Raw genomic sequence first — 25,823 nt, 5'->3', positions numbered from 1 at the left:
TGGCGATGGGTTTATTCCCCATCGCCATTTTTTTTCGTCCCGCCATCGGCTCCGGGCTTGCCGCCGAACATGCCGAACAGGTTCTGGGTGTTCAGGTACAGCGCCTTTGACTGGTCGACATATTGGCGCATCAGGTCCTGCATCACCGGCGCCTGCTGGTGCATGAAGTCGCTCCAGGCCTCGGACGACTGTGCGCCGGTCTGGGACTGGATGTCGATCACGGTTTGAATGCTCTTGTCCAGATAGCTGCCGAGTACGCCCTGGTAAGGGCCGTAGAACTGGATAATCCCCATCAGCATTTCGGTAGTGAAGATTGGCTCACCGCCGCTTTCAGCTTCCAGGATCACTTGCAGCAGGATGCTGCGGGTCAGGTCCTCGCCGCTCTTGGCATCGACCACCTGAAAGGCAACTTTGTCGACCACCAACTGGCGTATGTCCGCCAGCGTCAAATGACTGCTGGTGTGGGTGTCATACAGTCGGCGATTGGGGTACTTCTTGATCAGGCGGGGGGTGGTGTCAGTCATGCGGGGGCGTCTCGCGGCGGGCCTGGTTTGCCGGCATCTTAACCTACTCTGGCCCCTGCCGCGGATTAGCGGGTACCGATCGTTCCCACTCCGCGTGGGAATGCATCAATGGACGCTCTGCGTCCGCTGTAGGGACGCGGAGCGTCCCGGGCTGCATTCCCACGCAGAGCGTGGGAACGATCGGGGGAGGAGGGCTTGCTTACCAGATCGGCAAGGTGTAGCTGACGATCAACCGGTTTTCATCCAGGTCGCTGCCGAAGTGGGTCGAGCGCACCGTCGCGTTGCGCCACTTCACCCCGACATTCTTCAACGGCCCGCTCTGCACCACATAACCAATGTCGGTATCACGTTCCCATTCCTTGCCTTCGGGGCGATTGCCGCCCAGATCGATGTTGTCACCGGTGAGGTAACGAGTCATGAAGGTCAGGCCCGGAATGCCGATGGCCGCAAAGTTGTAGTCGTAGCGCGCCTGCCAGGACTGTTCGTCCTTGCTGGCGAAGTCGCCGATCTGCACGAAGTTCACCAGGAAGGCATCGGTGCCGTTGACGTAGGCGTAGCCGGTGTCGCCGCTCATGCCTTGATAACCCAGGCCCACCGCATGCCCGCCGAGGTTGTAGGTGAACATCGCGCCAATCGCATTGTTATCGACATTACTGCCGCCATCGTCCGTGGAGCGGGCGAAGCGCAGATCGGTCTTCAGCGACTGGCCGGTGGTGACTGGCAAGACGTAGGTCAGGTTGACCAGGTGCTGGCTGTAGAAGTTGTCGAGGTGGCCGTAGCTGTAGCCGGTGGCGAGGTTGCTGGTCCATTTGTAGTTCAGGCTGGCGAAATCGAAGCTGTCGCTGTCGAGATGACGCGTGGTGATGCCCTTGGCGCCGGTACGGGTGATGCCCATGTCCTCGTAGTCCGAGGAGTCGCGCTGATTGACTTGCGTCAGTCGCCCGGCATCCACGGTCAGGCCTTCGAGTTCCAGCGAGGTCAACTGACCGCCCTTGAAGGTTTGTGGCAACAGCCGTGAATCGTTGGCCAGTACCGTCGGCAGTTTCGGCAGCAGCGTGCCGAGTTTCAGTGTGCTTTTTGAGGCGCGCACTTTGGCGGTCAGGCCCAGTTCGCCGTACTCGTCCTGCGCCCCTTTGCTCGTGTCACGGTGGCGTTTAAGCAGGCCGGAACCTGCGCGATCAGGGCTGGAATCGAGCTTGACGCCGAGCAGGCCGATGGCATCGAAGCCGACACCGATCAACCCGTCGGTGTATCCCGATTCGTAGCGCAGCAGGAACCCCTGCGCCCATTCCTCTTGTTTGGATTGGGCGGCGTTGTCCTGGCGATAGTCACGGTTGAAATAGAAGTTGCGCAGCTCAAGGCTGGCCTTGCTGTCTTTGACAAAGTCAGCGGCGGCGGGGGCCGAGAGGCTGATGACGCCGCCGGCCAGCAACAGTCGGGTAGCGAGGGTGCGGGTGTTGCGGTCCATGGTGAAGCCCCTTTGTTTTTATTATGGAAAGACAGGTCCCGCGGCCCTCGCCAGGTGGGCGAGGGCTTATCGATAAAAAAACGCGAACGCCAAAAAGAGAGGAGCGTGACGCCGCGTGCGGTTCAATCGTTAGAACTGTTCGGCGCTCAGGCCAAACAACGAGGCACTGCCCGCGCGGATGGATTGCTCCAGGCTCAAAATGCGCGGTAGCAGGCGGTGGATATAGAAGTCGGCGGTGGCGATTTTCGCGCCATAAAACCCTTGGTCTTCGGGCAGCTTTTGCTTGGCAACCTGTGCCATGCGTGCCCAAAGCCAGGCGTAGGCGACGTAACCGAACAGGTGCAAATACTCCACCGACGCGGCGCCGACTTCGTTGCGATTGGTCGCGGCCCGATCCTGCAGCCAGTCGCTCAGGTCTTCCAGACGCTGCACGGCATCGAACAGTTGAGTGCAGTAGGGCGCGTCAGGCTGATGGGCGAAATGACGGATCTCAGCGGTGAACTGGCGCAGCGCGAAGCCCTTGTCGGCGAGCACCTTGCGTCCGAGCAAGTCCAGGGCCTGAATGCCGTTGGTGCCTTCGTAGATCTGCGCGATGCGCACGTCGCGGACCAATTGTTCCTGGCCCCATTCGCGGATGTAGCCATGACCGCCGAACACCTGCTGGCCGTTGATGCAGCTTTCCAGGCCGGTGTCGGTGAAGAACGCCTTGGCCACCGGCGTCAGCAGCGCAACCAGGGTTTGCGCGTTGTCTCGTTCCTGGACGTCATCGGAAAACTTCGCCAGATCGAGTTGCTGGCCGACATAGCTGGCGAACGCACGGCCGCCTTCGGTCATGGCTTTCATGCTCAGCAGCATGCGGCGCACGTCGGGGTGGACGATGATCGGGTCAGCCACTTTGTCCGGAGCAATGGCACCGGTCGGCGCGCGACTCTGAACCCGCTCACGCGCATAGGCGACGGCGCTCTGATAGGACGCTTCGGCGCAGCCAATGCCCTGAATGCCAATGGACAGGCGTTCGTAATTCATCATGGTGAACATCGCTGCCAAACCTTTGTTGGCCTCGCCGACCAGCCAGCCGCTGGCGCCGTCGAAGTTCATCACGCAGGTGGCCGAGGCCTTGATGCCCATCTTGTGTTCGATCGACCCGCAACTCACGGCATTGGCAGCGCCGAGGGAACCGTCGGCATTGACCAGCACCTTGGGCACGACGAACAGTGAGATGCCTTTCGGCCCCGCGGGTGCGTCCGGCAGTTTGGCCAGCACCAGATGCACAATGTTTTCGGTCAGGTCCTGATCGCCACCGGTGATGAAGATCTTGCTGCCGGTGATGCTGAAGCTGCCGTCGGCTTGAGGTTCGGCGCGGGTGCGGATAATCCCCAGGTCGGTGCCGGCGTGGGCTTCGGTCAGGCACATGGAGCCGGCCCAGCGGCCCTCGTACATCGGCGGCAAGTAAAGGTTTTTCAGGGTGTCGCTGGCGTGAGCATCCAGCGCCAGGCAGGCACCGGAACTCAACGCCGAATACAGCGCGAAGCTGGAGTTGGCGCCGTAGAGCATTTCTTCGAACTGCACGGCGAGCATCTTCGGCATGCCCATGCCGCCAAAATCAGCGTTACCGGAAAGGCCCACCCAGCCGCCTTCGATGTAGGTGGCATAAGCCTGTTTGAAACCGATTGGCGTGCTGACCTGGCCATCGACCCACTGGGCGCCTTCCTCGTCACCGCTGCGATTCAATGGCGCAATCAGGTGCGAGGTGACTTTGGCCGCCTCCTCAAGAATGGCGTCAGCGGTGGCGGCGTCGACACTGTCGGCCAGGGCCGGCAAGCGTGCCCACAGGGCCGGGGCGTCGAACACTTCGTGCAAGACAAAGCGCATGTCGCGCAGCGGGGCGTTGAATTCGGGCATAACGTGAACCTCAAAAGGTTGTGCGATGGGCACGGCGCCGCTAGAGCAGGCCGTGCCCTTTCAATCAATGAGCGGAAGCGCTGGCGGCACCGAGGCCGGTCTGGGCGCGAACGAACTGGTCGGCGTAAGCGTCACGCTCCTTGTCGGCCCGCACGCTGCGGTCGAGTTTCGACACCACGACGATCACGAAGAACGCCAGCGGCATGGAGAACAGCGCCGGGTGGTCGTACGGGAAGATCGCGTGAGCATGGCCGAGCACGGTGACCCAGACCGCTGGCGAAAGGATCACCAGCACCAGTGCGCAGATCAGGCCGGCGAAACCGCCGATGATTGCGCCTTTGGTGGTCAGGCCTTTCCAGTACATGGCCATGATCAGCACTGGGAAGTTGGTCGATGCGGCGATACCGAAGGTCAGGCCCACCAGGAACGCGACGTTCATCTTCTCGAACAGAATGCCCAGCAGAATCGCGATGATGCCAAGGCCCACAGTGGCCATGCGGGTCACGCGCATTTCCTGTTTCTGGCTGGCTTTGCCTTTCTTGAACACCGTGGCGTAGAGATCGTGGGAAATCGCCGAAGCACCGGCCAGGGCCAGCCCGGAGACCACCGCCAGAATGGTGGCGAAGGCTACGGCCGAGAGGAACCCGAAGAACAGGTTGCCACCGACCGCTTTGGCCAGGTGCATCGCAACCATGTTGCCGCCGCCAATCAACGCGCCGCCGACTTCACCATTAACGTAGTACTGCGGGTCAGTGCCGATGATCACCATCGCGGCAAAGCCCAGGGTGCAGACAACGAGGAAGAAGAAACCGATGAAGCCCGTGGCGTAGAACACCGACTTACGCGCTTCCTTGGCGTTAGGCACGGTGAAGAAGCGCATCAGGATGTGCGGCAGACCGGCAATCCCGAACACCAGGCCCAGCGACATCGAAGCGGTGTTGATCGGGTCGGCGAGCATTGAGCCGGGGCCCATGATGTTCCAGCCGCTGGCATGGGCTTCGACGGCTTTGCTGGCCAGGGTTTCGTAGCTGAAGCCAAATTGCGACATGGCCATCAACGCCAGGGTCGTGCCGCCAGCCAACAGCAACACAGCCTTGATGATCTGCACCCACGTGGTGGCGATCATGCCGCCGAAAATCACATACACCAGCATCAGCGCGCCGACGATCACCACGGCTACCGGGTAGTCGAGGCCAAACAGCAACTTGATCAACTGCCCCGCACCGACCATCTGCACGATCAGGTAGCAGCACACCACCGTCAACGAACCAAACGCGGCGAAGATCCGCACTTTGTTCTGGTCCAGTCGATAGGACACGATGTCGGCAAAGGTGTAGCGCCCCAGGTTGCGCAAGCGCTCGGCCATCAGGAAGGTGATGATCGGCCAGCCAACGAAGAAACCGATGGTATAGATGAAACCGTCATAACCCTTTGCGAACACCAGGCTGGACAGCCCCAGTAGCGTGGCGGCGGACATGTAGTCGCCGGCAATCGCCAGACCGTTCTGGAACCCGGTGATGCCACCGCCTGCGGTGTAGAAGTCGGACGTTGATTTGGTTTGCCGCGCGGCCCACCAGGTGATGGCCAGCGTGCCCAGCACGAAGACGAAGAACATGCCGATCGCATGCAGGTTGAGCGGTTGTTTTTCCACCGCACCCAGCGCGGGTGCAGCCAGCACGACGGAGGCCGGCAACAGCCCGGCAGCGGCGAGGAGAAGTTTACGTAGCAGGTTCATTACTTGCTCTCCTCGAGAATGGCCGCGCCCAGTGCGTCGAAGCGGGTGTTGGCGCTGTAGACGTACCAACCGGTCAGTAGCCAGGAAAAAATGATGATCGCCGCGCCAACCGGCATGCCCAGGGTCAACATCCGATGTTCGGCGAGCGGTGCATGCAGCCACTGCGGGGCAAACGCCACCACCAGCATGAACGCATAGTAAATGCCCAGCACCGCAGCACTCAGCGACCAGGCCAGGCGCGAACGGCTGTTCACCAATTGAAGGAATTTCGGGTTGGACCGAATGCGTTCACAGCGTTGGGTATCGGTTGAATGGATGTCGATCATGGGTGGCTCCACATTGTTTTTGTTATCAGTGTGTAAGGGGCAGGGCAGCGCCGAATTCGGCGTGCACGAGCCCGAAACGGCAGGTAAAGGCACCTGCCGCTTGACGGGTACAACGTTGGTTCGGGTTAGAGCGCTTTAGCCCTGTCGCGCAGAACGTACTTCTGGATCTTGCCGGTTGAGGTCTTCGGCAGCAGGGTGAACACCACCGTGCGCGGGACTTTGAAACCGGCCAGGTGTTCGCGGCAGAAACCGATGATGTCGGCCTCGCGAACGTCCTGGTGATCAGCCTTCAATGTGATAAAGGCACAGGGCGTTTCGCCCCACTTCTCATCAGGGCGGGCGACGACGGCCGCTTCCATGACGGCTGGATGGCGATAGAGCACACCTTCCAGTTCGATGGTGGAAATGTTCTCGCCGCCGGAAATGATGATGTCCTTGAGTCGGTCCTTGATTTCGACGTAACCGTTGGGATGACACACCGCCAGGTCGCCGGTGTGGAACCAGCCGCCCTCGAACGCTTCGGCCGTGGCGGTCGGGTTCTTCAGGTAGCCCTTCATCACGGTGTTGCCGCGCATGAAGATCTCACCGATGGTCTGACCGTCTCGCGGGGTCGGCTCCAGCGTCTTCGAGTCGCCGACCATCACGCCTTCGAGCGTCGGGTAGCGCACGCCCTGACGGGATTTGATTTGCGCCCGTTCGTCCAGAGGCAACTCGTCCCACTCGGCATGCCAGGCGCAGAGCGTCACCGGACCGTAGGTTTCGGTCAGGCCATAGACGTGGGTGACCTTGATGCCCATTTCTTCCACGGCGCCGATCACTTTGGCCGGCGGTGCGGCACCGGCGACCATGGCGTTGACCGGGTGATCGATCGCCGCTTTCGCCGATTCCGGCATGTTGACCAAGGCATTGAGCACGATCGGCGCGGCGCACAGGTGGGTGACCTGATGCTCGCGGATCAGCGTGAGGATTTTCTGTGGATCGACACGGCGCAGGAACACATGCACACCGGCCATGGCGGTGATGATCCACGGGTAGCACCAACCATTGCAATGGAACATCGGCAGGGTCCAGAGGTAGACCGGGTGGTTGCCCATGGCCCAGGTCATCTGGTTGCCCAGCGAGTTCAGGTATGCACCGCGATGGTGGTAAACCACACCTTTAGGGTTGCCAGTAGTGCCTGAGGTGTAGTTCAGCGAGATGGCTTGCCATTCATCATCGGGCCACTGCCAGGCGAAAGCAGGGTCGCCTTCGGCCAATAGCGCTTCATAGTCCAGATCACTGACCGCCTGGCCTTCGCCGTATTCCGGATCATTGACATCGATCACCAGCGGCGGGTGATCCAGCATGCCGATCGCCGCGTGGATCACATCATGGAACTCGCGGTCGGTAATCAGCACCTTGGCTTCGCCATGTTGCAGCATGAAGGCGATGGCTTCGGCATCCAGGCGCACGTTGAGCGGGTTGAGCACCGCGCCGATCATCGGCACGCCGAAGTGCACTTCCAGCATCTCGGGAATGTTGGGCAGCATCACCGCTACGGTGTCGTTCTTGCCGATGCCGCGCCCGGCCAGAGCCGACGCCAGGCGACGGCAGCGGGTGTAGGTCTGCGCCCAGGTGCGGCGGATAGAGCCATGGATGACGGCGGGGTAGTCTGGATAAACGCTGGCGGTGCGCTCGATGAAGCTGAGCGGAGACAAGGCAATATGATTGACAGCCGCAGGGCCTAGCCCTTGTTCATAGATCGACATGTACGGGTACTCGGTGGCTGATTGTTAGCTCTATAGGTGACCCTTGCAGCGTCGCCGCTGGGGGCACCTTTTATGTCCGGTTTGCTTTATATAACATTCAGCTACTGATATGGAAGTACAACCTACGTTATATAGGATATGTACTATATTTGATTCTTGCGGATCTAAATCAATACAGCCACACCGCCGAGGCCGGTATATCCTTGGCTTCCCCAACGAAGCGGACCTGTGATGACCCTGACCCCCGTTCGATTGCACAGCTGGTTGCGCCTGCAGCGCGAGGGCGTGTCGCTGGCCGCCCGGGCCGATGCGTTGTGCCGTGCGCTGCAGGATTGCCCCGAGGTGCGCCGGGCGGTTTATCTGAGTTGGCAAGCCAATGCGCGGATTTACAGCCACGAGGGCGCCGCCCAGCATTTTCCACCGGGGCTGGGCGACCCTTCGCTGGCCAGCGATCAGCGGTTGTTTGATCGGCTGGCCGAAGCGGGGCGGCTGGATCTGGCGCAAGTACGTCAACTCGATTGCTGGTTGGCCGGGCGATTGCGCCGGGCCGCTATCAGCCATGGCCAGGTGTTTGATCTGGCGTTACAACCGGGGCAGCCGGGGCTGTTGCTGGTGGAAGTGTGCGAAGGCGTGAGTCTTGATTGGCTGGGTTGGGTGCAGGACTTGCTGACGACCTTGCTGAGCAGCGTCAACGGCATGCTGCGCGGCTCGCCGCTGTTGGGCCACGACCCGCAACCGAGCCTGTTGCTCGATGCCCAGGGCCGACCGCTGGAGTTCAATGCCGCGCTGTTGGCACTGCTCGCCGAAAAACCGCTGACTGATGTGCTGGGTTTTCTGCCAGTCAATCACCGGGTGCTGGTCCGTGCCTGCCTGGACCAGCAGCGCGCCATCGAAGGGGTCGAAGCCCAATTGGACGCGCAGATCCTGATCTGGACGTTTATCCCCGACCCTCAGGACAACCGCGTGCTTGCCCGTTGCCGCGATGCCACGGCACAAGTATTGGCCGAGCGTGAAGCGGCCACGGCACGCCGGTTGTACCGGCTGATCATCGAAAACACCACCGACCTGATTTCCAGGCATACACCCGACGGGCGCTTTCTGGATGCCTCGCCCGCGTCCTGGACATTGCTCGGCTACTGGCCGGAGGAGTTGCGAGGGCAAATGGCCCAGGGTTTGTTCCATGGTCAGGACCTGGCCAGCCTGGTGCAACGCGCGCGCGATGCCCTGGAGCAGGACGGTTATCACACGATGACCTATCGCATTCGTCATCGCGACGGGCATTACCTGTGGTTCGAAACCGCGAGCCGGGCGATTCGTGAAACCTACACCGGGACGGTGGTTGAAGTGGTCAGCGTCTCCCGGGACATTACCGCCCGGGTGCAAGCCGAGGAGAACAAGCGGCGCCTGGCGGAGGTGGTCGAAGCCAACACCGACCCGGTGTTGTTCATCGACCCCGAGGGGCAAGTCACTTACCTCAATCCCGCGGCGCGGCGCATCCTCGGGATCGACGAGCAACAACCGATGCCGGCCCTGGCGGAACTGTTCGCCAGCAGCGACCTGGCACGTCTGCAACGTGATGGCTGGAGCAGCGCCGAACGCGACGGTGTCTGGAGCACCGATGCGCGATTGCAGCCACCGGGGGGCGGCACTTCGGTGCCGGTGTCGCTGGTGCTGCTGGCGCACCGTTCGGCCGGCGGCGAGCGCTATTACTCGTTGGTGGCGCGGGACATGACCGAGCGTGAACTGCGTGAAGTGCAACAGCGCCGCCATCAGGACGAACTGGCGCACACCGCGCGGTTGGTCACCCTGGGTGAATTGGCCTCGGGCATCGCACACGAAATCAACCAGCCGTTGGCGGCGGTGGTCAATTACGCCAATGCCAGTCAGCGCTATTTGCAGACGCTGGACTCCAATCCCCAGGCCGCCGCCCGAGTGGCGCAAGGGCTGGAGCGCATTACCCATCACGCCACGCATGCTTCAGAAGTGATCAGACGTTTGCGCGCGTTTCTGCGCAAGGGACAACGCCGGATGCAAGCCCTGAATTTCACCGACGTCGCCCGCGAGGCCGTGCGCTTGTGTGCCTGGGAGGCGAGCAATTGCCAAGTGACAATCGAGGACCGCCTGCCGGATAATCTGCCGCCGATTTATGCCGACCGGGTGCTGCTGGAGCAGGTCCTGCTTAATCTCCTGCGAAACGCCATCGACGCCAACCGCGAACGACATCCGGGGCAGCCTTCGCTGATCGTGATGGCAGCGGAGCAGGGCGCTGGTGCAACCGTGGAAATCAGTGTGCAAGACCAGGGCCCGGGTGTCAGCGAGCCGGAACTGGAGCAGATATTTACCCCGTTCTATACCAGCAAGGCCGATGGCCTGGGGCTTGGTTTGTCCATGAGCCGCAGCATCATCGAAGGGTTCGGTGGTGAATTGCAGGCCCGACGCCAACCTGTCGGGCTGCTGATGTGCTGCCGCTTGCCGCTGGCCGGCCCAACAAAACAACAACAGGAATAACGTAATGGCAGGTGTGACAGAGCACGTGGTGTATGTGGTCGACGATGACCAAGGCATGCTCGACTCAACGGTCTGGTTATTGGAATCGGTCGGACTCAAGGCCTTGCCGTTTACCAGCGGCGTGGCGTTTCTCAATGCCTGTGATGCCAGTCTTGATGCTTGCGTGCTGCTCGATGTTCGAATGCCCGGCATGGGCGGTTTGAACGTGCAGGAAGAAATGCGCGCACGTGAGCTGAACCTGCCGATCATTTTCGTCAGCGGGCACGCAGATGTACCGATCGTGGTTCGCGCCTTCAAGGCGGGCGCCCATGACTTCATCGAGAAGCCGTACAACGAGCAATTGCTGCTGGACAGCGTGCAACAGGCGCTCAGCAACTGCGCGGCAAACCGCTCGGGCAATCAGGGCCATGAAGCCTTGCAGGCGCGTTTGCTGACACTGACCCCACGAGAGCGCGATGTCTTGCTGCCGCTGGTCCAGGGTTACACCACCCGCGAGATCGCCGAACAACTGGGCGTGAGCGCAAAAACCGTCGACCTGTATCGTTCGCGGGTAATGAAACGCATGCAGGCCAATACCTTGCCGGACCTGGTGGGCATGGCCATCGCCGCTGAACTGGTCGATCCGCTGAAGCTGCGGTGATTGCTCACGCTTTCCATTTGGCGTCTATGCTGGGCTTACCGATCCCATCCCTCTGCAGCGATCTGCAAGGAGGCAGCAATGGTGCCCACATCCAGTTCCGAGAAAGCGTTTACTCGCAGTCTGCTCGATGTTTTGATCCGTGCCGGGTTGATTGCCGTACTGGTGCTGTTCTGCTTTGAGATCTTCAGCCCGTTTCGCGACCTTATGCTGTGGTCGGTGATCCTGGCGATCACGCTTTATCCATTGCAAGAGCGGCTCAAGGGGCCGCTGGGTCAGAAAGACGGCCGTATTGCGACCCTGATTGTGCTGGTCGCAATCGTAGTGCTGATGGTGCCGATCTACCTGTTGGTCACCTCGATTGCCGATTCGGTCGAGCACGCCATGACCATCATCAGGGACGGCAAATTCCATATTCCGCCACCCGCCGATTCAGTTGCTGAATGGCCTTTAGTGGGCAAGTCGATCTCGGCAGTATGGCTGCAGGCCTCTACCGATCTTCCAGACCTGACAGCGAAGTACCTGCCGCAGATAAAACATTTCAGTGTGGGTTTCCTCGCCAAACTGGCCGGCGTCGGCATGGGCTTTCTTACCTTTATCTTTGCCCTGATCATTGCCGGCATTTTCATGGCCTACGGCGAGAGCGGCAGGCGCAGTGCGATACAGATCGCTTCCCGCGTCAGCGATCCGGGCAAGGGGCCGAAAATCGCCGAACTGTGTACCGCGACGATTCGTGCAGTCGCGCTGGGCGTGGTCGGCATCGCCTTCATCCAGATGCTGTTGGTAGGCATCGGATTCGTGCTCAAGGGGGTTCCCGGTGCCGGTCTGCTGGCCTTGGCGGTGCTGCTGCTCGGCATCATGCAATTACCTGCAACGTTGATTACGCTGCCGGTGATTGCCTATGTGTTCGCCACCGAAGGGGCCAGTACGGTGACGATCATCTTCGCCATCTATGTGTTCATTGCCGGGCTGGTGGATAACGTACTCAAGCCCTTGCTGCTGGGGCGCGGCGTCGATGTGCCAATGCCGGTGGTGCTGATCGGTGCCTTGGGGGGCATGGTCACGAGCGGTATCCTCGGCTTGTTCATTGGCCCGGTGGTGCTTGCGGTCGGCTATCAGTTGTTCTGGCAATGGGTAGAGGATCAGCCACAGAACAGACCGGACGTCCCGCCGACGTTATGACTGCCCGGGCTTGCGCTAGCATGAAAGATATTCAGGCCATTCGCCCTGACGAGCAGGGCTGCCATCATGACGACACAGAGTCATCAACTGCTGGACCAGGTGCTGATCGCCCATGGTGGTCTGGAACGCTGGAGCCACTTCAGTAAAGTTCGCGCCACCCTCGTGACTGGCGGCTCGCTATGGGGCATGAAAGGGCTGACGCAGGACAGCACGCCCCGGCAGATGACCGTTTGGCTGCATGAACAGCGCGCTTCGGTGATGCCATTCGGTGGGCCTGATCAACGGACCGCCTACACGCCGGACCGCATCGCCATCGAAACCACCGAGGGCAAGGTGATTGCCGAGCGACCAGCGCCCCGGGAATCCTTTCGCGGACACGGGCAAACATCCCCTTGGGATCCACTTCAGCGGGCGTACTTCAACGGTTACGCGCTCTGGTCCTACCTGACCATGCCGTTCCTGTTCACCTTGCCGGGTGTCCTGGCCGAGGAAGTCGAACCCTGGCAAGAGGGAACACAGCGCTGGCGACGATTACAGGTGACCTTTCCCGAGAACATCACCACCCACTGCGCGGTGCAGGATTTCTACTTCGGCGAAGACTTCCTGCTTCGTCGACATGACTACAACGTTGACGTGAGTGGTGGCCTGCCTGCCGCGCAGTATGTCCATGACTACGTTGAAGCAGTCGGGCTGCGCATGCCCGGCAAACGGCGAGCCTATCGGCGCGGAGCAGACGGGCAGCCAGACAAGGACGTCTTGTTGGTGGCTATCGACCTCAGCGACATCAGCTACGCCTAGAGAGGGTTGAATCATGACCATTCATTCCTGGGAAAAACTCTATCTAGATGACTTGAGCCTGGGTCAGCAGTTCGAAAGCGACAGCCTGCGTGTCCATCGAGCGTCGATGCTGACCTTTGCTCAGGAATTCGACCCGCAACCGTTTCACCTCGATCCTGAAGCCGCCGAACTGAGCCTGTTCCGTGGTCTGGCAGCCAGTGGCTGGAACACCGCAGCCCTGACCATGAAGTTGTTGGTGGAAAGCGTGCCATTGGCAGACGGGATCATCGGCCTGGGTATCAAATTGAGCTGGCCGACGCCAACCTACCCGGACGATCTGTTGCGCCTGCAATGCACCGTTCAGGCCATCGATCCGTCCAGCACCAAGCCGGACCGGGGTGTGGTGACCCTGTTCATGGAAACACTCAATCAAAACGATAAGGTCGTGCAACGAGCCACCGGCAAACTGCTGGTGTTCAGAAGACCGGCGCCTGATTGAGACAGTAGTCATGGGTATATGGAGCGGGCGTGAGCGGCAAGGCGTCTTGCCGTTGCACTGAGCGCGTTCCTTGTCGATTGCAGGGGCGGGAGGCGGCGTTGTGAAAACATTCCTGCTCATGCCTGGCGCTTCAACGCTGAACATGTTGCGCCAAGCGTGCCTGCAACGCCGTGATGCGGTGCCGCCAACCTTAACCGAAAAAGCGCTTATTCCAGGCATTCCAGATGCCCGCTACTGGCTGGACCAGGACCTGACGCCGTTCATTCGGGATGTGAGTCAGGCCAACCTTCGAGAAGCCGAAGCGCTTGCCAGCGCAGGGATGCCCAATGACACCCTGCCGTTGGCCAGCATGTTGGCCGTTTCCGGGGGCGGCGATGCCGGCACATTCGCCGGGGGCATCATTGCGGGGTGGACCCAGCATGGGTCTCGTCCCGTGTTCAAAGTCGTCACCGGCATCAGCGCTGGCGCCCTGGTCGCCCCATTTGCCTACCTGGGGCCCCAGTACGACAGTGTCATTCTGGGTATCTGCAATGCAGTCGGTCCAAAAGACATTTTCCATCCGCGCAATATGCTGACCCGTCTTGCCAGCGATGGTATGGCGCACAGCAAGCCACTGTCGCGGCTGATTGCACAGCACATTACCGCCGAGGTTCTTGCGGCGATCGCCTCGGAATACGCCAAAGGACGCCTTCTGATGATCGGCACCACCGATCTCGATTCAGGGCGCCCGGTCACCTGGAACATGGGCGCTATTGCCTCAAGCCAGGCACCGGGCGCGCTCGACCTGTTTCGCAACATCATGATCGCGTCGATGAGTATTCCCGGCGCAGTCTCACCGGTCATGATCGATGTGGAGGTTGACGGCCAACAGTTTCAGGAAATGCACGTGGACGGAGGCGTCCTGACTCAGGTGTTTCTCTATCCACCTGGCACTGTGATGGCGCTGAACCGCGTGACCGGGGCGCGTTTGCGTGATGAACGGCATTTCTATGTCATTCGCAACGGCAAATTGGAGCTGCAATGGTCCGGAACCAAGCGTCGCACCTTGAGCATCGGCGGTCGCGCCATCAGCGCGTTGATCCAGACTCAGGGGATCAGCGATCTGGATCGGATTTACCGAATTGCACAGCAGGATGGCGCGGACTTCAATCTGGCGTACATCGGCTCCGACTTTGATATTTCCCGTAATCACAGATTCGATGGCGAGTACATGAAGCGCTTGTTCGAATACGCCTTTGAACTCAGCGCGAAAGGCTATCCGTGGCATAAATCGCCGAGTACGTGAGGGAGGGCCGGCGCTCTACCCGATACCGATCCGTAACACGATTTGTAGCAGCTGCCGAGCCTGCGAGGCTGCGTTCGGCTGCGCAGCAGTCGTGAGTCCGGCTGACGCGGTATGTCTGACGTACTGCAAATGACTGATTTACGACTGCTGCGAAGCCGAACGCAGCCTCGCAGGCTCGGCAGCTGCTACAAAAGTGTTGCGGCTGAAATACGGAAATAGCGGCGCTTGATTTTTCGGACTTGTCTCGGAGAAATCAGCTGACCGGTTCAGCCGTACAACTCATCGCCCCTGAACCTGGTTTCTGGAAAATCACCCCGTTGCCGTCTTGCCAGAAGCGGTAGCTCCCCTGGGAATCCTTGCCTGTGTATTGGGTTCCCGAATCACTCGGCACCTGGTTCAGGGTGATCGAGGTGTTCGCCCATTTCAGGTACACGACGCCTGGCTGCGTATTAAAGAAGGTGGCGGCAATCAGTGGGGTTAACCCGGTACACCGAAAAGCCAGGGGGCCTTCGGTGAGCCTGTCTGGATCCTTGGTTCTCACAATGGCCGAGCCTTGGCGCAGCTGGTGCGCGCGCTCGGCATAACTTCGGATCGTGCACGCCTTGGGCTCAGACGTGGATGCACACTGATTGCGGGAGTCGATCCAGAACTCCTGGTCGATCAAGATTTTATCTGGCCGCGGTACAGACCGTTGATCCGTGAGCGCCAGGCGATAAAGACGCGTCAGTTCGATATCCATCTGCGCCAGTTGCCGATCACGACAGATAAGCTTTTCGACGGATGCCCTGGCCGTGGCGCAGTCGAAGCTGGTCTCGAACGATGCCGCCTGGGCGCAGGTGCTCGTCACCGCGCAAACGCTGGCAGCGAGCAGACAGGTGAAAAGGTTGGTGACCGTTTTCATGTTGGCTTCACCCAGATCATTACGTGATCCCCGGAGTGCCATGGAACCTATCGATCCGTTGGACATTGATTCATTCGCATTGGGTGTATCGAGTGTAAGTCAGTGCTCAAAACTTGCCACTCCCGGTCTGGCCTACGGGGTGCTTTGGACTTAAATTGAACCGCGTTTCACCAGGAGAGCGCTTCCTGCTCTTTCGATATGTGGCCAGTGAAGGCACAATGCGCATCCTTTTTTGGCTGGCCTTGCCGGAGGCGCCTCGAAATGATCAAAACGCCGTACTACCTCATCGATAAACAGAAGCTGCTGGCGAACATGCAGAAGATCGCCTACGTGCGCGAACAGTCCGGGGCCAAGGCCCTGCTGGCACTCAAGTGCTTCGCCACCTGGTCGGTGTTCGACCTGATGCAGCAATACATGGACGGCACCACGTCGTCGTCGCTTTACGAGCTCAAGCTCGGTCGACAGAAGTTCGCTGGCGAAACCCACGCCTACAGCGTGGCCTGGGCCGACGACGAGATCGAGGAAATGCTCGAAAACTGCGACAAGATCATCTTCAACTCCATCGGTCAGTTGCAGCGTTACACCGAGGCTTCGGCCGGCAAGGTGCGTGGCCTGCGGGTCAACCCGCAGGTGAGCAGCTCGGATTATCTGCTGGCTGACCCCGCGCGACCGTTCAGCCGTCTGGGCGAGTGGGACCCGGTGAAGATCGAGCAGGTCATCGGGCAGATCTCTGGCTTCATGTTCCACAACAATTGCGAGAACGGTGATTTCGGCCTGTTCGACCAGATGCTGTGCACCATCGAAGAACGCTTTGGCGACTTGCTGCACAAGGTCGAGTGGGTCAGCCTCGGTGGCGGTATCCATTTCACAGGTGATGGCTACGCACTGGACGAGTTCTGCGCGCGCCTCAAGGCTTTCTCGCAAAAATACGGCGTTCAGGTCTACCTGGAACCGGGCGAAGCGGCCATCACGCAGAGCGCGTCGCTGGAAGTCACCGTGCTCGACACCCTCTACAACGGCAAGCACCTGGCGGTTGTGGACAGCTCCATCGAAGCGCATATGCTCGATCTGCTGATCTATCGCCTGAATGCCAAGCTGGCGCCTAGCGAGGGTGAGCACACGTACATGGTGTGCGGCAAATCCTGCCTGGCCGGAGACATTTTCGGTGAATATCAGTTTGATCGTCCGCTGGCGATTGGGGATCGGCTGTCGTTCATCGATGCAGCGGGCTACACCATGGTCAAGAAGAACTGGTTCAACGGCCTGAAAATGCCGTCCATCGTAGTGAAACAACTCGACGGTACAGTCGAAGTGGTTCGTGAGTTTGATTACAACGACTACATGTCCAGCCTTTCGTAAGCTGGCAGAGAAGGAGAGAGAGAAAAATTGAAGAAGAACGTGCTTATCATTGGTGCAGGAGGTGTCGCCAAGGTGGTGGCCCACAAGTGCGCGCAGCACAACGATGAACTCGGTCGTATTGCTATCGCGTCGCGCAACATCTCCAAGTGCCAGGCCATCATCGACAGCGTCAAGGCCAAGGGCAGCCTCAAAGTGCCCGCCGAAATCCAGGCCTTCTCGCTGAACGCCCTGGATGTCGAAGCGACCAAGACGCTGATCCGCGAAACCGGATCGCAGATCGTCATCAACGTCGGTTCCGCGTTCCTCAACATGTCGGTGCTGCGCGCCTGCATCGATACCGGCGTGGCCTATCTGGACACCGCCATTCACGAAGAACCAGGCAAAGTCTGCGAGACGCCGCCCTGGTATGGCAACTACGAGTGGAACCACCTCGAAGAGTGCAAAGAGAAGAACATTACCGCCATTCTCGGCGTGGGCTTCGACCCGGGTGTGGTCAACGCCTATGCAGCACTGGCGCAACAACAGTATTTCGACCGCATTGATTCGATCGACATTCTCGACGTCAACGCCGGTTCCCATGGCAAGTATTTCGCCACCAATTTCGACCCGGAAATCAACTTCCGCGAATTCACCGGACAAGTGTGGAGCTGGCAGAACAGCCAGTGGACCAGCAACACGATGTTCGAAGTCAAACGCACCGACGACCTGCCGGTCGTAGGCGAGCAGAACCTGTACCTGACCGGCCACGATGAAGTGCACTCGCTGTCGAAGAACCTCGACGTGCCCAACGTGCGTTTCTGGATGAGCTTCGGCGAACACTACATCAATGTGTTCACCGTACTCAGGAACCTTGGCTTGCTCTCCGAGCAACCGGTCAAGACAGCCGAAGGCCTGGAAGTCGTGCCGCTGAAACTGGTCAAGGCCGTGCTCCCTGATCCGAGCTCGCTGGCGCCTGGCTACACCGGCAAAACCTGCATTGGCGACCTGGTCAAGGGCACCAAGGATGGCCAGCCGCGCGAAGTGTTCATCTACAACGTGGCTGATCATGAAGACGCTTATGCGGAAACTGACAGCCAGGGCATTTCCTATACCGCAGGCGTGCCGCCCGTGGCCGCAGCCTTGCTGGTCGCCCGTGGCGAGTGGGACGTGCAGCGCATGGCCAACGTCGAGGAGCTTGCGGCCGAGCCGTTCCTCAAGGCGCTGGATGTGATGGGCCTGCCGACCCGCATCAAGGACGAAAATGGAGATCGTCCGTGGAGCTGAAACGCCTGAGGCTCCTGAAATACAGGTGAGTCTCGTTTCCCGCTCCAGCTAAAGATCTACAGTGAATTCTGTAAATCATTGAAATCAGGACCTTCGGGTCCTTTTTTCGTTCCGGCGCGAACCACTGAAATCCATCCTGGCTTCGACGTCGGCAGTCTCTTGCGCGTTGTTCATCGCCGGGTTGTTGCAGGGGTAATGCTCGTTGCCTGAGGCGATCCGGCCGATTGCCCTACGTAGTGGTACGGCATGATCTAAGCTCCACAATGGATGGCTTCTCGAGCAGGGGTTTCAATGCGAAGCACACCTGAAAACAGCCTGCAAAATGCGTTGAAAGCCTGTAGAGACAGCTTCATTTCTGTGGGTTTTTTCAGTCTTTTCATCAACGCGCTAATGCTCGTTCCTATCTTCTATATGCTTCAGGTGTATGGGAGAGTGCTGAGCAGTAGAAGTCTGACGACCCTGGCAATGCTGACGCTGATCATGACCTTGCTGGTGGTCACGCTCGGCTCACTGGAATGGGTTCGTTCTCGGATCATGGTCCGGGTCAGCACCCGGCTGGATGTGTTGCTCAGTCGCCAGGTCTATAAGGCCAGTTTCAAACGGGCACTGGACAGTGGCGGCATGGATGCTTCGGCCCAGTCGCTGAACGACTTGACGGGCTTGAGGCAGTTTCTCTCCGGTAATGGATTGTTCGCCTTTTTCGATGCGCCCTGGTTGCCGATCTATATCGCGGTGATGTTCCTGTTTCATCCCTGGTTTGGCTGGGTCGCGACGGGCAGTGCGCTGTTGTTGCTGTTACTCGCGTTTATCAATGAGCGGCTGACGGGACCGGCACTGGCCCAGGCCAACAAGGAGCATATTGGCGCGACGCTCTACACCACGAAAAATCTGCGCAACGCTGAAGTCATCGAGTCCATGGGCATGCTTGAAACCCTGATGGACCGTTGGGGGCGTCGGCAAAGGAACGTCCTGTTGCTGCAGTCCCGGGCGAGCGATAGAGGGGCCATCGTCAGTACGATTTCCAAATCCTTCCGTATCCTCGTGCAATCACTGGTCCTTGGACTGGGGGCGTACCTGGCCGTGGAGCAGCAGTTGGGGGTAGGCCTGGTGTTTGCCGGGTCTGTACTGCTGGGGCGCGCATTGGCCCCCATTGATCTGATCATCGGCAGCTGGAAGGGTTTTATTGCGGCCCGCTCGCAGTACGCCCGTCTCAACGACATTCTCGACAAGCAACTGGCTCAGCCCGAGCGTATGTCCTTGCCTGCGCCTCAGGGGCACGTGCAAGTGGAAAACCTGGTGGTCACGGCACCTGGTTCGAAAACCCCGATCATCAAAAACATCAGCTTCAGCGTACCTGCCGGCTGCATGGTGGGAATCATTGGCCCAAGTGCCGCGGGCAAGTCGACCCTGGCCAGGGCACTGATGGGGGTATGGGTGCCGCAGCATGGGGTGGTCCGCCTGGATGGTGCCGACATCAGCGCGTGGGACAAACATGAGCTTGGGCCCCATATCGGTTACTTGCCCCAGGACATTGAATTATTCGAAGGCAGCGTCAGCGAGAACATTGCGCGCTTCGCCGAGGTCGATTCCGAGAAAGTCATTCTGGCCGCCAGGACTGCTGGCGTTCACGAAATGATTTTGCTGTTGCCGGATGGCTACGACACCGTCATTGGCAGCGAAGGGGTCATGCTGTCGGGAGGACAGCGCCAGCGCATAGGACTGGCCCGCGCTCTATATGGCAACCCACGGCTGATTGTTCTCGACGAGCCCAATTCCAATCTCGACGAAGTCGGTGATCGCGCCCTGGCAGCAGCCATCCAGCAGCTCAAGCGGAATGGCGCGACCCTGTTTGTGATTACCCACCGAACCAACATCGTGTCGCAACTTGACCGGTTGATGGTGATGACCGACGGCGTTATCAGCCTCTATGGGCCACGCGAGCACGTGCTGGCCAAACTCAACGCGCAGCAGCAGGTACAAAAGCACACCGCGCAAGCCGGCGCCAACATGGCTTCGGTCGCTACCAGCAAGGACGATGCGGATGGACCGTACGATGCCCAATCGTCAAATTGACAGCTTCGCCGACCTGCCGGTATCCGACCGAAAAATCCGTCGCCTGGGTTTTGGCATTGTCGGGGTGATCTTCGGCCTGTTTGGCACTTGGGCGGCGCTCGCGCCGCTGGACGGTGCCGCTTACGCGCCTGGCGTGGTCACCGTGCAGTCTTACCGCAAAACGGTCCAGCATCTGGAAGGGGGCATCGTCAAAGCGGTGTTGGTCCATGACGGTGACATCGTCAAGCGGGATGATCCACTGATCATTCTCGATGATGCCCAGTTGCGCTTCGAATACGAGATGACCCGAAGCCAGCTCGTCGCGGCCAGAGCCATGGAAGCAAGACTCCGGGCGGAGCGCGACGCGCTGTCGGCGATCAGCTTTGGGGAGATAGCCGATCCCTCCAGTGTGCGAGGTGTGGAAGCGCGCCAAGGCGAGACCCAGGTGTTCAATGCCCGGCAGGGCTCGAGGCTGGGCCAGATTTCGGTGTTGAAGGAGCGCATTGGCCAGTTGCATCAACAAATCAAGGGACTGGAATCGATGATCGCTGCCAAGGTTCACCTGGAGAAATCCTACAGCGGTGAAATCGGTGAATTGACCGACCTGCTCAAGCAAGGGTTCGTTGACAAACAACGTCTGATTGAGCAGGAGCGCAAGCTGGGAATGCTCAGGTCGGAAGTGGCCGATCACCGTTCAACCATCAACAGGACTCGTCTGCAGATCAACGAAACACAGCTGCAGATTCTGCAAATCGACAAGGATTTCAATGCCGAGGTCGTCAAGCAGCTGGCCGAAGTGCAAACCAGGATGTACGACCTGCAAGAGAAAACCTCAGCCCTGGAAGACCGGCTCAGCCGTATCGTCATCCGCTCACCCGACGCGGGCATGGTGATTGGCATGACCGTGCACACCATTGGTGGCGTCGTGCGTCCGGCAACGCCGCTGCTGGACATTGTTCCATCGGTTTCCGAGCTGGTCATAGAGGCCCAGGTGGAGCCGATGGACATTGATCGCATCGCCATCGGCAAGCGTGCCGATATCCGTTTCGCCGCGTTCAACAGCTCGACCACTCCGGTGATCGAAGGCGAGGTCAGCAGCGTATCGGCTGACCGACTGACCAATGAAAAGTCCGGGGCTGCCTATTATCTGGCGCGGATCCGGGTCACCGAAGCCGGTGCGCAGACCCTGGGTGAGCGCAAGTTGCTGCCGGGGATGCCGGCGGACGTGTTGATCATCACCGGGCAGCGCACGCTGTTGCAGTACTTGGTGCAGCCGGCTCGCGATGCCCTGTCTCAATCGATGATCGAGGAATAACCGTGCGCGCGTCGGCAGTTCTGCTGGGCGGTCTGCTGATGCTTGCAGCGGGTGCCGCGCTGGCGCAAACCCCGGCAGCAACACCAAACGGGGTCAGCGCCTCGACGTTTTCCACCGACCTCATGCAGTTGTATCGCGAGGCGCGACTGGAGGATCCGCGGATATTGGCTTCCTTTGCACAAGCGCAGGCGGGCCGGGAACATCAGCGCGAGGCCATGGGGGCGCTGTTTCCGCAGGTATCGATGAACGCCGGGACGAATCGAATTCACCAGGAAAACGACCTGGTGCAGCAGAGTTACGATAGCGAAAGCTACAGCCTGGTGTTGCGTCAGTACCTCTACAACAAGGTCGCATGGGAGAACTATCAGAAATTCAAAAGCCTGGCCAGGCAGTCCGAATCTGAGGCGTTGGAAGCCCAGGCCGAGGCCACCGTGGAGTTGGCCCGGCGTTACTTCACCGCATTGGCGGCCGAGGATGAACTGGAGTTGGTGAGGGCGGAACGTCGAACCACGCAAAAGAGCCTGGACCGAGTCAATGCGTTGTACGAAAAGCAGTTGGCATTGATTACCGACCAACTCGACCTCAAGGCCCGGGTCGATTTGCTCGCTGCGCAGGAGCTGGATGCCCGCAACCAGGCCAGTATCAGTCGCGAGGCATTGGCGGAGATCGTCGGCCGGCCAGTCAAGGAGAAGCTCAACCGGATTCGCGATGACGTGCAACTACGGGTTTCGGCGCAGAGCCTTGAAACCTGGGTGCGCGAGGGTATGGCGCTAAACCCTGCACTCAAGGCCAACGAAAGCGGTGTCGAAGCGGCGGGCGCTGCGTTGCGCAGCGGTAAGGGCGGGCACTATCCGACCCTGAGTCTGAGCCTGAGCGCACAAGAGACAAACGAAGGCTACAACAATGCCCTGACGCCGCGCACAGACAGTTATGTCGCCGGCATTGGCGTTCAGGTGCCGCTGTACAGCGGTGGCTCGACCTCGGCGCGGGTCCGTGGTCTCTACCAGGATCAGATTACCGCCGAGCAGGAACTGGAAGCGATCCGGCGCCGGGTGGTCAAAGAGATCACGAGCGCTTACCTGACCGCCAATTCGAGCGTAGAAAAGATTAGCGCGAGCCGAAATGCCCTGAGCTCGGCACAGCTGTCCAGGGTGGCGGCAGAGAAAGCGCTCAATTACGGAATGGTCAATGCCGTCGATGTACTAGCCAGCGTACGCAACGAATTCCGGGCTCGTCGTGATCTGCTCAAGACGCAATATGAGTTCGTCACCAATGTCCTCACGCTCAATCGCTGGGCGGGAAAGTCGCCTGCCGAAAGTGTCGAAAGCGTTAATGCCTGGCTGGGCCCCGTCAGCGCCAGCCAAAACCTGACATCCCCCTGATCCTGCCGCAATACCGACTGTGGATCCCGCCCAAACTGAACGCCAATTTCAGCCTGACCTCCAGCAGTTCTGGCGGTGGTTGCATGGCTCGGCGAGACAGGCTTCGCCGAAAAATTGACGCCAGAGTTTATTCTGTGCTGGCTTCACGCCACTTGTCGGTTAGTTGACGATTTTGATCGGATTCAGGCTTAGGTCGCAGGTCTTCCGCAGCGAGCCTAAGACCTTGATTTCTTGAGGTTGAGGGCACCCGTGGGAAGATTTACGGGGCTATGCGCATGAGGTTTGAGGTGACGGCTGATGGAATGGGCGGGCGGGTAGTGCGCTGGGCTGGCCTAGACTCAGTTCAGTGGCTGGATGGAGCACATCCACATGCGCAAGCTATTGATTGTTGTTCCTATTTAAGTTTTTTCGATAGCTTGCCCGGGGTTTGCAAACGTCCTCAACTTCAGCCGGTGACGCTAGTGTCGCTCAGGCCTGTCGGCGTTCGTATCTGTCCTTCGATCGCGCGGACCAAGTGAGCGGGCCGCTGATCCAGGAAGTCCAATGGATGGAGGTCATGGTTCATTCTCAAGGGAGTCAGCAAAGTAATGACGACCCACAGAAAACCCATACGCGTGATGCTGATCGATTGTCGTCCCCTCGTGCTCATGGGGCTTCACGACCTGATCAATGCCAGGAAGCCTCAGATGGAAGTGAGCGGCCAGGCCACCACCTATACCAGCGCGCTGGATCTTGCCGATCAGATGCGTCCCAATGTCATTTTTTTCAGTTTCTTTCCAGATGCGCTGAACCCGTTGGAGGTCGTCGCGCAACTCACCCGCAGCGCTGAAATGAAAGTGCTGGTGCTCAAGGGCTTGTACGAAGCCGTCCCCGTTGCCCAGGCAATAGAGGCGGGCGCTCGCGGCATCGTGCTGGCGGAAGACCCGACAGAATCGATCATCCAGGCCATCATCACGGTCCACCACCGCGACATTGGACTGGATAGAGCCTGGGCCGGTGGGCTTTCCGGCTACGCCGCGACCGGACATATACATTTGAAGTGCAATCTGGAGCAGGCGAAACAAGCGCGGCTGACGTTGCGCGAGAGAGAACTGATTCGCGCCATCGTGGGGGATCCGTCCGCCAAATACATCAGCATCGCCGGGCGCCTGGGCATCAGCGAGCACACCGTGCACAACCACCTCAGCAACATTTATCAAAAGCTTAATCTCATCAACCGCATCGACTTGCTGATGTATGCGCTGAAGCACGGGCTTACCAACGACGAAAAACCACTCGATTCCACTTGGGTGGAAATGGATTTGGCTTCACGTCAAAACAAGACGCTCTGACACCCCTTGGCGCGTCTGGGCCGTCACCGTGTTGTCGTCCCAGAGGATTCAGCACGCAGGCGATCCGCTGCGAGGGTGGTTTGCGCCACCCTCGTATTCTTTACGCGCGCGATACCTCAGGCGCCGCCAAAAACAATGTCGCTAGCCAGAACATCGACCCCGACCAAGGTGATGGTGGTTGTTTGTCCGCCATCCTCGGCAATCGTCACGATGCTGTCTGCGCCGGAGATGTCGATCGATTGGACCACGGCATTCTGGTCGCCGTTGAGCACCAGCGTGTCTCGCAGGCTTGGGTCCGCATCGAAGCCGGTGACCTGGTACAGGTTCTCATCGACTGACAAATCAATGTTGAAGGCATCACGCTCTCCGCCTGTACCAACCAGCGTGAAGTCGAAGAGCGCGTTGGCCGGGTCGTTGGCGAACAGGTTGGCGTCAAACGTACTCGTCGCCGAGTCCCCATCCTTGTCCGTCAGCGTCGCGCTGAACGCCAGCTGGAGGTCGCTGGCCAGGTTCTCGGACTCCTGAATGAACTCGATCACCGGGATCTTGATCACGCCCAGGCCCATCGTGAGCTGAACCGCGTCAATGAGCTTGGAGTCCACTCGCTCGATGAGGAAGGACGTCTGTCCTCCATCCTCCGAGGTCAGGTCAGCGGCAAGAACCTTCGTCGGCGAACCCGACGTCGTGCCGTCAGCGTAGAAGATCGTGTAATACAGTTCCTCCGTTGCCGGGTCATACCCCTGCACCGAGTTGTCGATGAAAACTTTCAGGCTCGTCAACAAGGTCTCGGGATTGATAACGAAACTCTCGTCACCGGCATTGATGCCTGCCGTCCCGTTTCCATCCAGGTTGTTGTTGGCAATGCCGATGCCGGAAGTGCTGACGTTCATGTTCGCGGTGCCGATGAATGCAAACCCGCCGGCTTCTATTTGCGTTTCGGTGAGGTCGGGCGCTCCCACGGTGATGGCGGAAAATATTTCGCCTGCGGTAGTGGTCGCGTTAACACCAAAAAAGACAATCTCCTCAGAGGGCGAAGGAATAGTCGGCGGATTCTGCGGCGGAATCAGCAATGTGCGCACGGGATCCGGGCCACCGGCACCGAGCGAGCCGTCTTCAGAGCTCTGGACGATCGTCGAACCGAAGCCTTGCTCAAGATCCAGTGCATAGCTGCCATTGGCATAGGCGGTCAACGTGTAGTCGACGCTGGTATCCGCTGTATTGGCGTTATTGTCGAAATCGCCGGTCAACGTCCCTGCGAATTGGTACGCGCCATTGGCATCCGGTGAGGGCGTCTGCTCGATGAGCGTGCCGGTCCCGGTTGTGGTCGTGTTGTCCGGTCTGACGATGGTGAACTGGCCATTCACCAACGAGATATTCAAACCGGTCGCACCCAGCCCGTCGGCTCCGGCCGAGTTGTTCCAGAACCCATATTGAGCAAGGACGCTACCGGTCCCGATCAGGTTGCCGAATGCGAGCGATGGGCCGTCGTCCTTGAATATCAGGTTTTGCCCGATATTGAGTGTCGCCTGGGCACTGTCGCCGTCGCCATCGGTCTTGGTCCCTATCAGTGTCACCAGATTGTCCGCCGATAGAGTCTTCGAATCATCGGGATTGGTGGCATCGGGGTGC

20 protein-coding genes are annotated in these 25,823 nt (G+C 59.5%); 12 read left to right on the top strand and 8 right to left on the bottom strand.

The features are described from left to right. Window positions 1-11: 11 nt before the first annotated feature. From phaR to ACQ4OB_RS24125, 6 genes are all read right to left on the bottom strand, one after another. Window positions 12-524 carry a polyhydroxyalkanoate synthesis repressor PhaR gene (phaR, locus tag ACQ4OB_RS24150; protein WP_074880686.1) on the bottom strand — a complete coding sequence of 171 codons (513 nt, stop codon included), beginning with the start codon at window positions 522-524 and terminating at the stop codon, window positions 12-14. 199 nt (window positions 525-723) lie between these two features. Further along, complete coding sequence (locus tag ACQ4OB_RS24145; protein ID WP_207250617.1) at window positions 724-1,992, bottom strand: OprD family porin; 1,269 nt, start codon at window positions 1,990-1,992, stop codon at window positions 724-726. Window positions 1,993-2,121: 129 nt separating this feature from the next. Continuing rightward, entirely contained in the window at window positions 2,122-3,894 is a 1,773-nt protein-coding gene (locus tag ACQ4OB_RS24140) for an acyl-CoA dehydrogenase C-terminal domain-containing protein (protein ID WP_430956584.1), read from the bottom strand. 64 nt (window positions 3,895-3,958) lie between these two features. Further along, window positions 3,959-5,629 (bottom strand): cation acetate symporter, encoded by a 1,671-nt coding sequence (locus ACQ4OB_RS24135; protein ID WP_102616630.1) that lies wholly within the window; start codon window positions 5,627-5,629, stop codon window positions 3,959-3,961. Beyond that, entirely contained in the window at window positions 5,629-5,955 is a 327-nt protein-coding gene (locus ACQ4OB_RS24130; protein WP_074876610.1) for a DUF485 domain-containing protein, read from the bottom strand. The genes ACQ4OB_RS24135 and ACQ4OB_RS24130 overlap by 1 nt, the downstream gene beginning before the upstream one ends. A 125-nt stretch (window positions 5,956-6,080) precedes the next feature. Next, window positions 6,081-7,703 (bottom strand): acyl-CoA synthetase, encoded by a 1,623-nt coding sequence (locus ACQ4OB_RS24125; RefSeq protein WP_074876612.1) that lies wholly within the window; start codon window positions 7,701-7,703, stop codon window positions 6,081-6,083. Between the two features lie 231 nt (window positions 7,704-7,934). On the opposite strand from ACQ4OB_RS24125, the gene ACQ4OB_RS24120 reads away from it, so the two are divergent. From ACQ4OB_RS24120 to ACQ4OB_RS24095, 6 genes are all read left to right on the top strand, one after another. Beyond that, entirely contained in the window at window positions 7,935-10,211 is a 2,277-nt protein-coding gene (locus tag ACQ4OB_RS24120; protein WP_074876614.1) for a PAS domain-containing sensor histidine kinase, read from the top strand. Between the two features lie 4 nt (window positions 10,212-10,215). Then, the gene (locus ACQ4OB_RS24115; protein WP_074876618.1) at window positions 10,216-10,851 is read left to right on the top strand and encodes a response regulator transcription factor; all 636 of its coding nucleotides are present in this window, start codon (window positions 10,216-10,218) and stop codon (window positions 10,849-10,851) included. 78 nt (window positions 10,852-10,929) lie between these two features. Continuing rightward, window positions 10,930-12,030, top strand: a complete 1,101-nt coding sequence (locus tag ACQ4OB_RS24110) for an AI-2E family transporter (RefSeq protein ID WP_430956583.1) — start codon at window positions 10,930-10,932, stop codon at window positions 12,028-12,030. Between the two features lie 66 nt (window positions 12,031-12,096). Continuing rightward, window positions 12,097-12,828 carry a hypothetical protein gene (locus tag ACQ4OB_RS24105; RefSeq protein ID WP_430956582.1) on the top strand — a complete coding sequence of 244 codons (732 nt, stop codon included), beginning with the start codon at window positions 12,097-12,099 and terminating at the stop codon, window positions 12,826-12,828. Between the two features lie 13 nt (window positions 12,829-12,841). Beyond that, entirely contained in the window at window positions 12,842-13,306 is a 465-nt protein-coding gene (locus ACQ4OB_RS24100; RefSeq protein ID WP_430956581.1) for a MaoC family dehydratase, read from the top strand. A 100-nt stretch (window positions 13,307-13,406) separates the two neighbouring features. Continuing rightward, complete coding sequence (locus ACQ4OB_RS24095) at window positions 13,407-14,591, top strand: patatin-like phospholipase family protein (RefSeq protein WP_074876626.1); 1,185 nt, start codon at window positions 13,407-13,409, stop codon at window positions 14,589-14,591. A 253-nt stretch (window positions 14,592-14,844) separates the two neighbouring features. Here the strand turns inward: ACQ4OB_RS24095 and ACQ4OB_RS24090 are convergent, their stop codons facing one another. Next, on the bottom strand, window positions 14,845-15,492 hold the full coding sequence (locus ACQ4OB_RS24090) for an MliC family protein (protein WP_430956580.1): 648 nt from the start codon (window positions 15,490-15,492) through the stop codon (window positions 14,845-14,847). Window positions 15,493-15,753: 261 nt separating this feature from the next. Between ACQ4OB_RS24090 and ACQ4OB_RS24085 the strand changes: the two genes are divergently transcribed. The 6 genes from ACQ4OB_RS24085 to ACQ4OB_RS24060 all read left to right on the top strand — a co-directional run bounded on the left by ACQ4OB_RS24085 (window position 15,754) and on the right by ACQ4OB_RS24060 (window position 24,194). Continuing rightward, complete coding sequence (locus tag ACQ4OB_RS24085) at window positions 15,754-16,851, top strand: carboxynorspermidine decarboxylase (RefSeq protein ID WP_430956579.1); 1,098 nt, start codon at window positions 15,754-15,756, stop codon at window positions 16,849-16,851. Window positions 16,852-16,878: 27 nt separating this feature from the next. Further along, the gene (locus ACQ4OB_RS24080) at window positions 16,879-18,114 is read left to right on the top strand and encodes a saccharopine dehydrogenase family protein (RefSeq protein WP_074876630.1); all 1,236 of its coding nucleotides are present in this window, start codon (window positions 16,879-16,881) and stop codon (window positions 18,112-18,114) included. A 291-nt stretch (window positions 18,115-18,405) separates the two neighbouring features. Next, window positions 18,406-20,187 carry a type I secretion system permease/ATPase gene (locus tag ACQ4OB_RS24075; protein WP_102616625.1) on the top strand — a complete coding sequence of 594 codons (1,782 nt, stop codon included), beginning with the start codon at window positions 18,406-18,408 and terminating at the stop codon, window positions 20,185-20,187. Beyond that, window positions 20,168-21,481 (top strand): HlyD family type I secretion periplasmic adaptor subunit, encoded by a 1,314-nt coding sequence (locus ACQ4OB_RS24070; protein ID WP_430956578.1) that lies wholly within the window; start codon window positions 20,168-20,170, stop codon window positions 21,479-21,481. The genes ACQ4OB_RS24075 and ACQ4OB_RS24070 overlap by 20 nt, the downstream gene beginning before the upstream one ends. Window positions 21,482-21,483: 2 nt before the next feature. Continuing rightward, the gene (locus tag ACQ4OB_RS24065; RefSeq protein ID WP_074876634.1) at window positions 21,484-22,863 is read left to right on the top strand and encodes a TolC family outer membrane protein; all 1,380 of its coding nucleotides are present in this window, start codon (window positions 21,484-21,486) and stop codon (window positions 22,861-22,863) included. Between the two features lie 587 nt (window positions 22,864-23,450). Then, entirely contained in the window at window positions 23,451-24,194 is a 744-nt protein-coding gene (locus ACQ4OB_RS24060; protein ID WP_430956577.1) for a response regulator transcription factor, read from the top strand. 116 nt (window positions 24,195-24,310) lie between these two features. Here the strand turns inward: ACQ4OB_RS24060 and ACQ4OB_RS24055 are convergent. After that, the coding region (locus tag ACQ4OB_RS24055; protein WP_430956576.1) for a DUF5801 repeats-in-toxin domain-containing protein at window positions 24,311-25,823 on the bottom strand (1,513 nt) is incomplete at its 5' end.

It is taken from the genome of Pseudomonas sp. ES4 (assembly GCF_050586665.1).
GTDB lineage: Bacteria > Pseudomonadota > Gammaproteobacteria > Pseudomonadales > Pseudomonadaceae > Aquipseudomonas > Aquipseudomonas frederiksbergensis.
The sequence above is the reverse complement of the archived record's forward strand: the minus strand, read 5'-3'. Positions and strand labels throughout refer to the sequence as shown.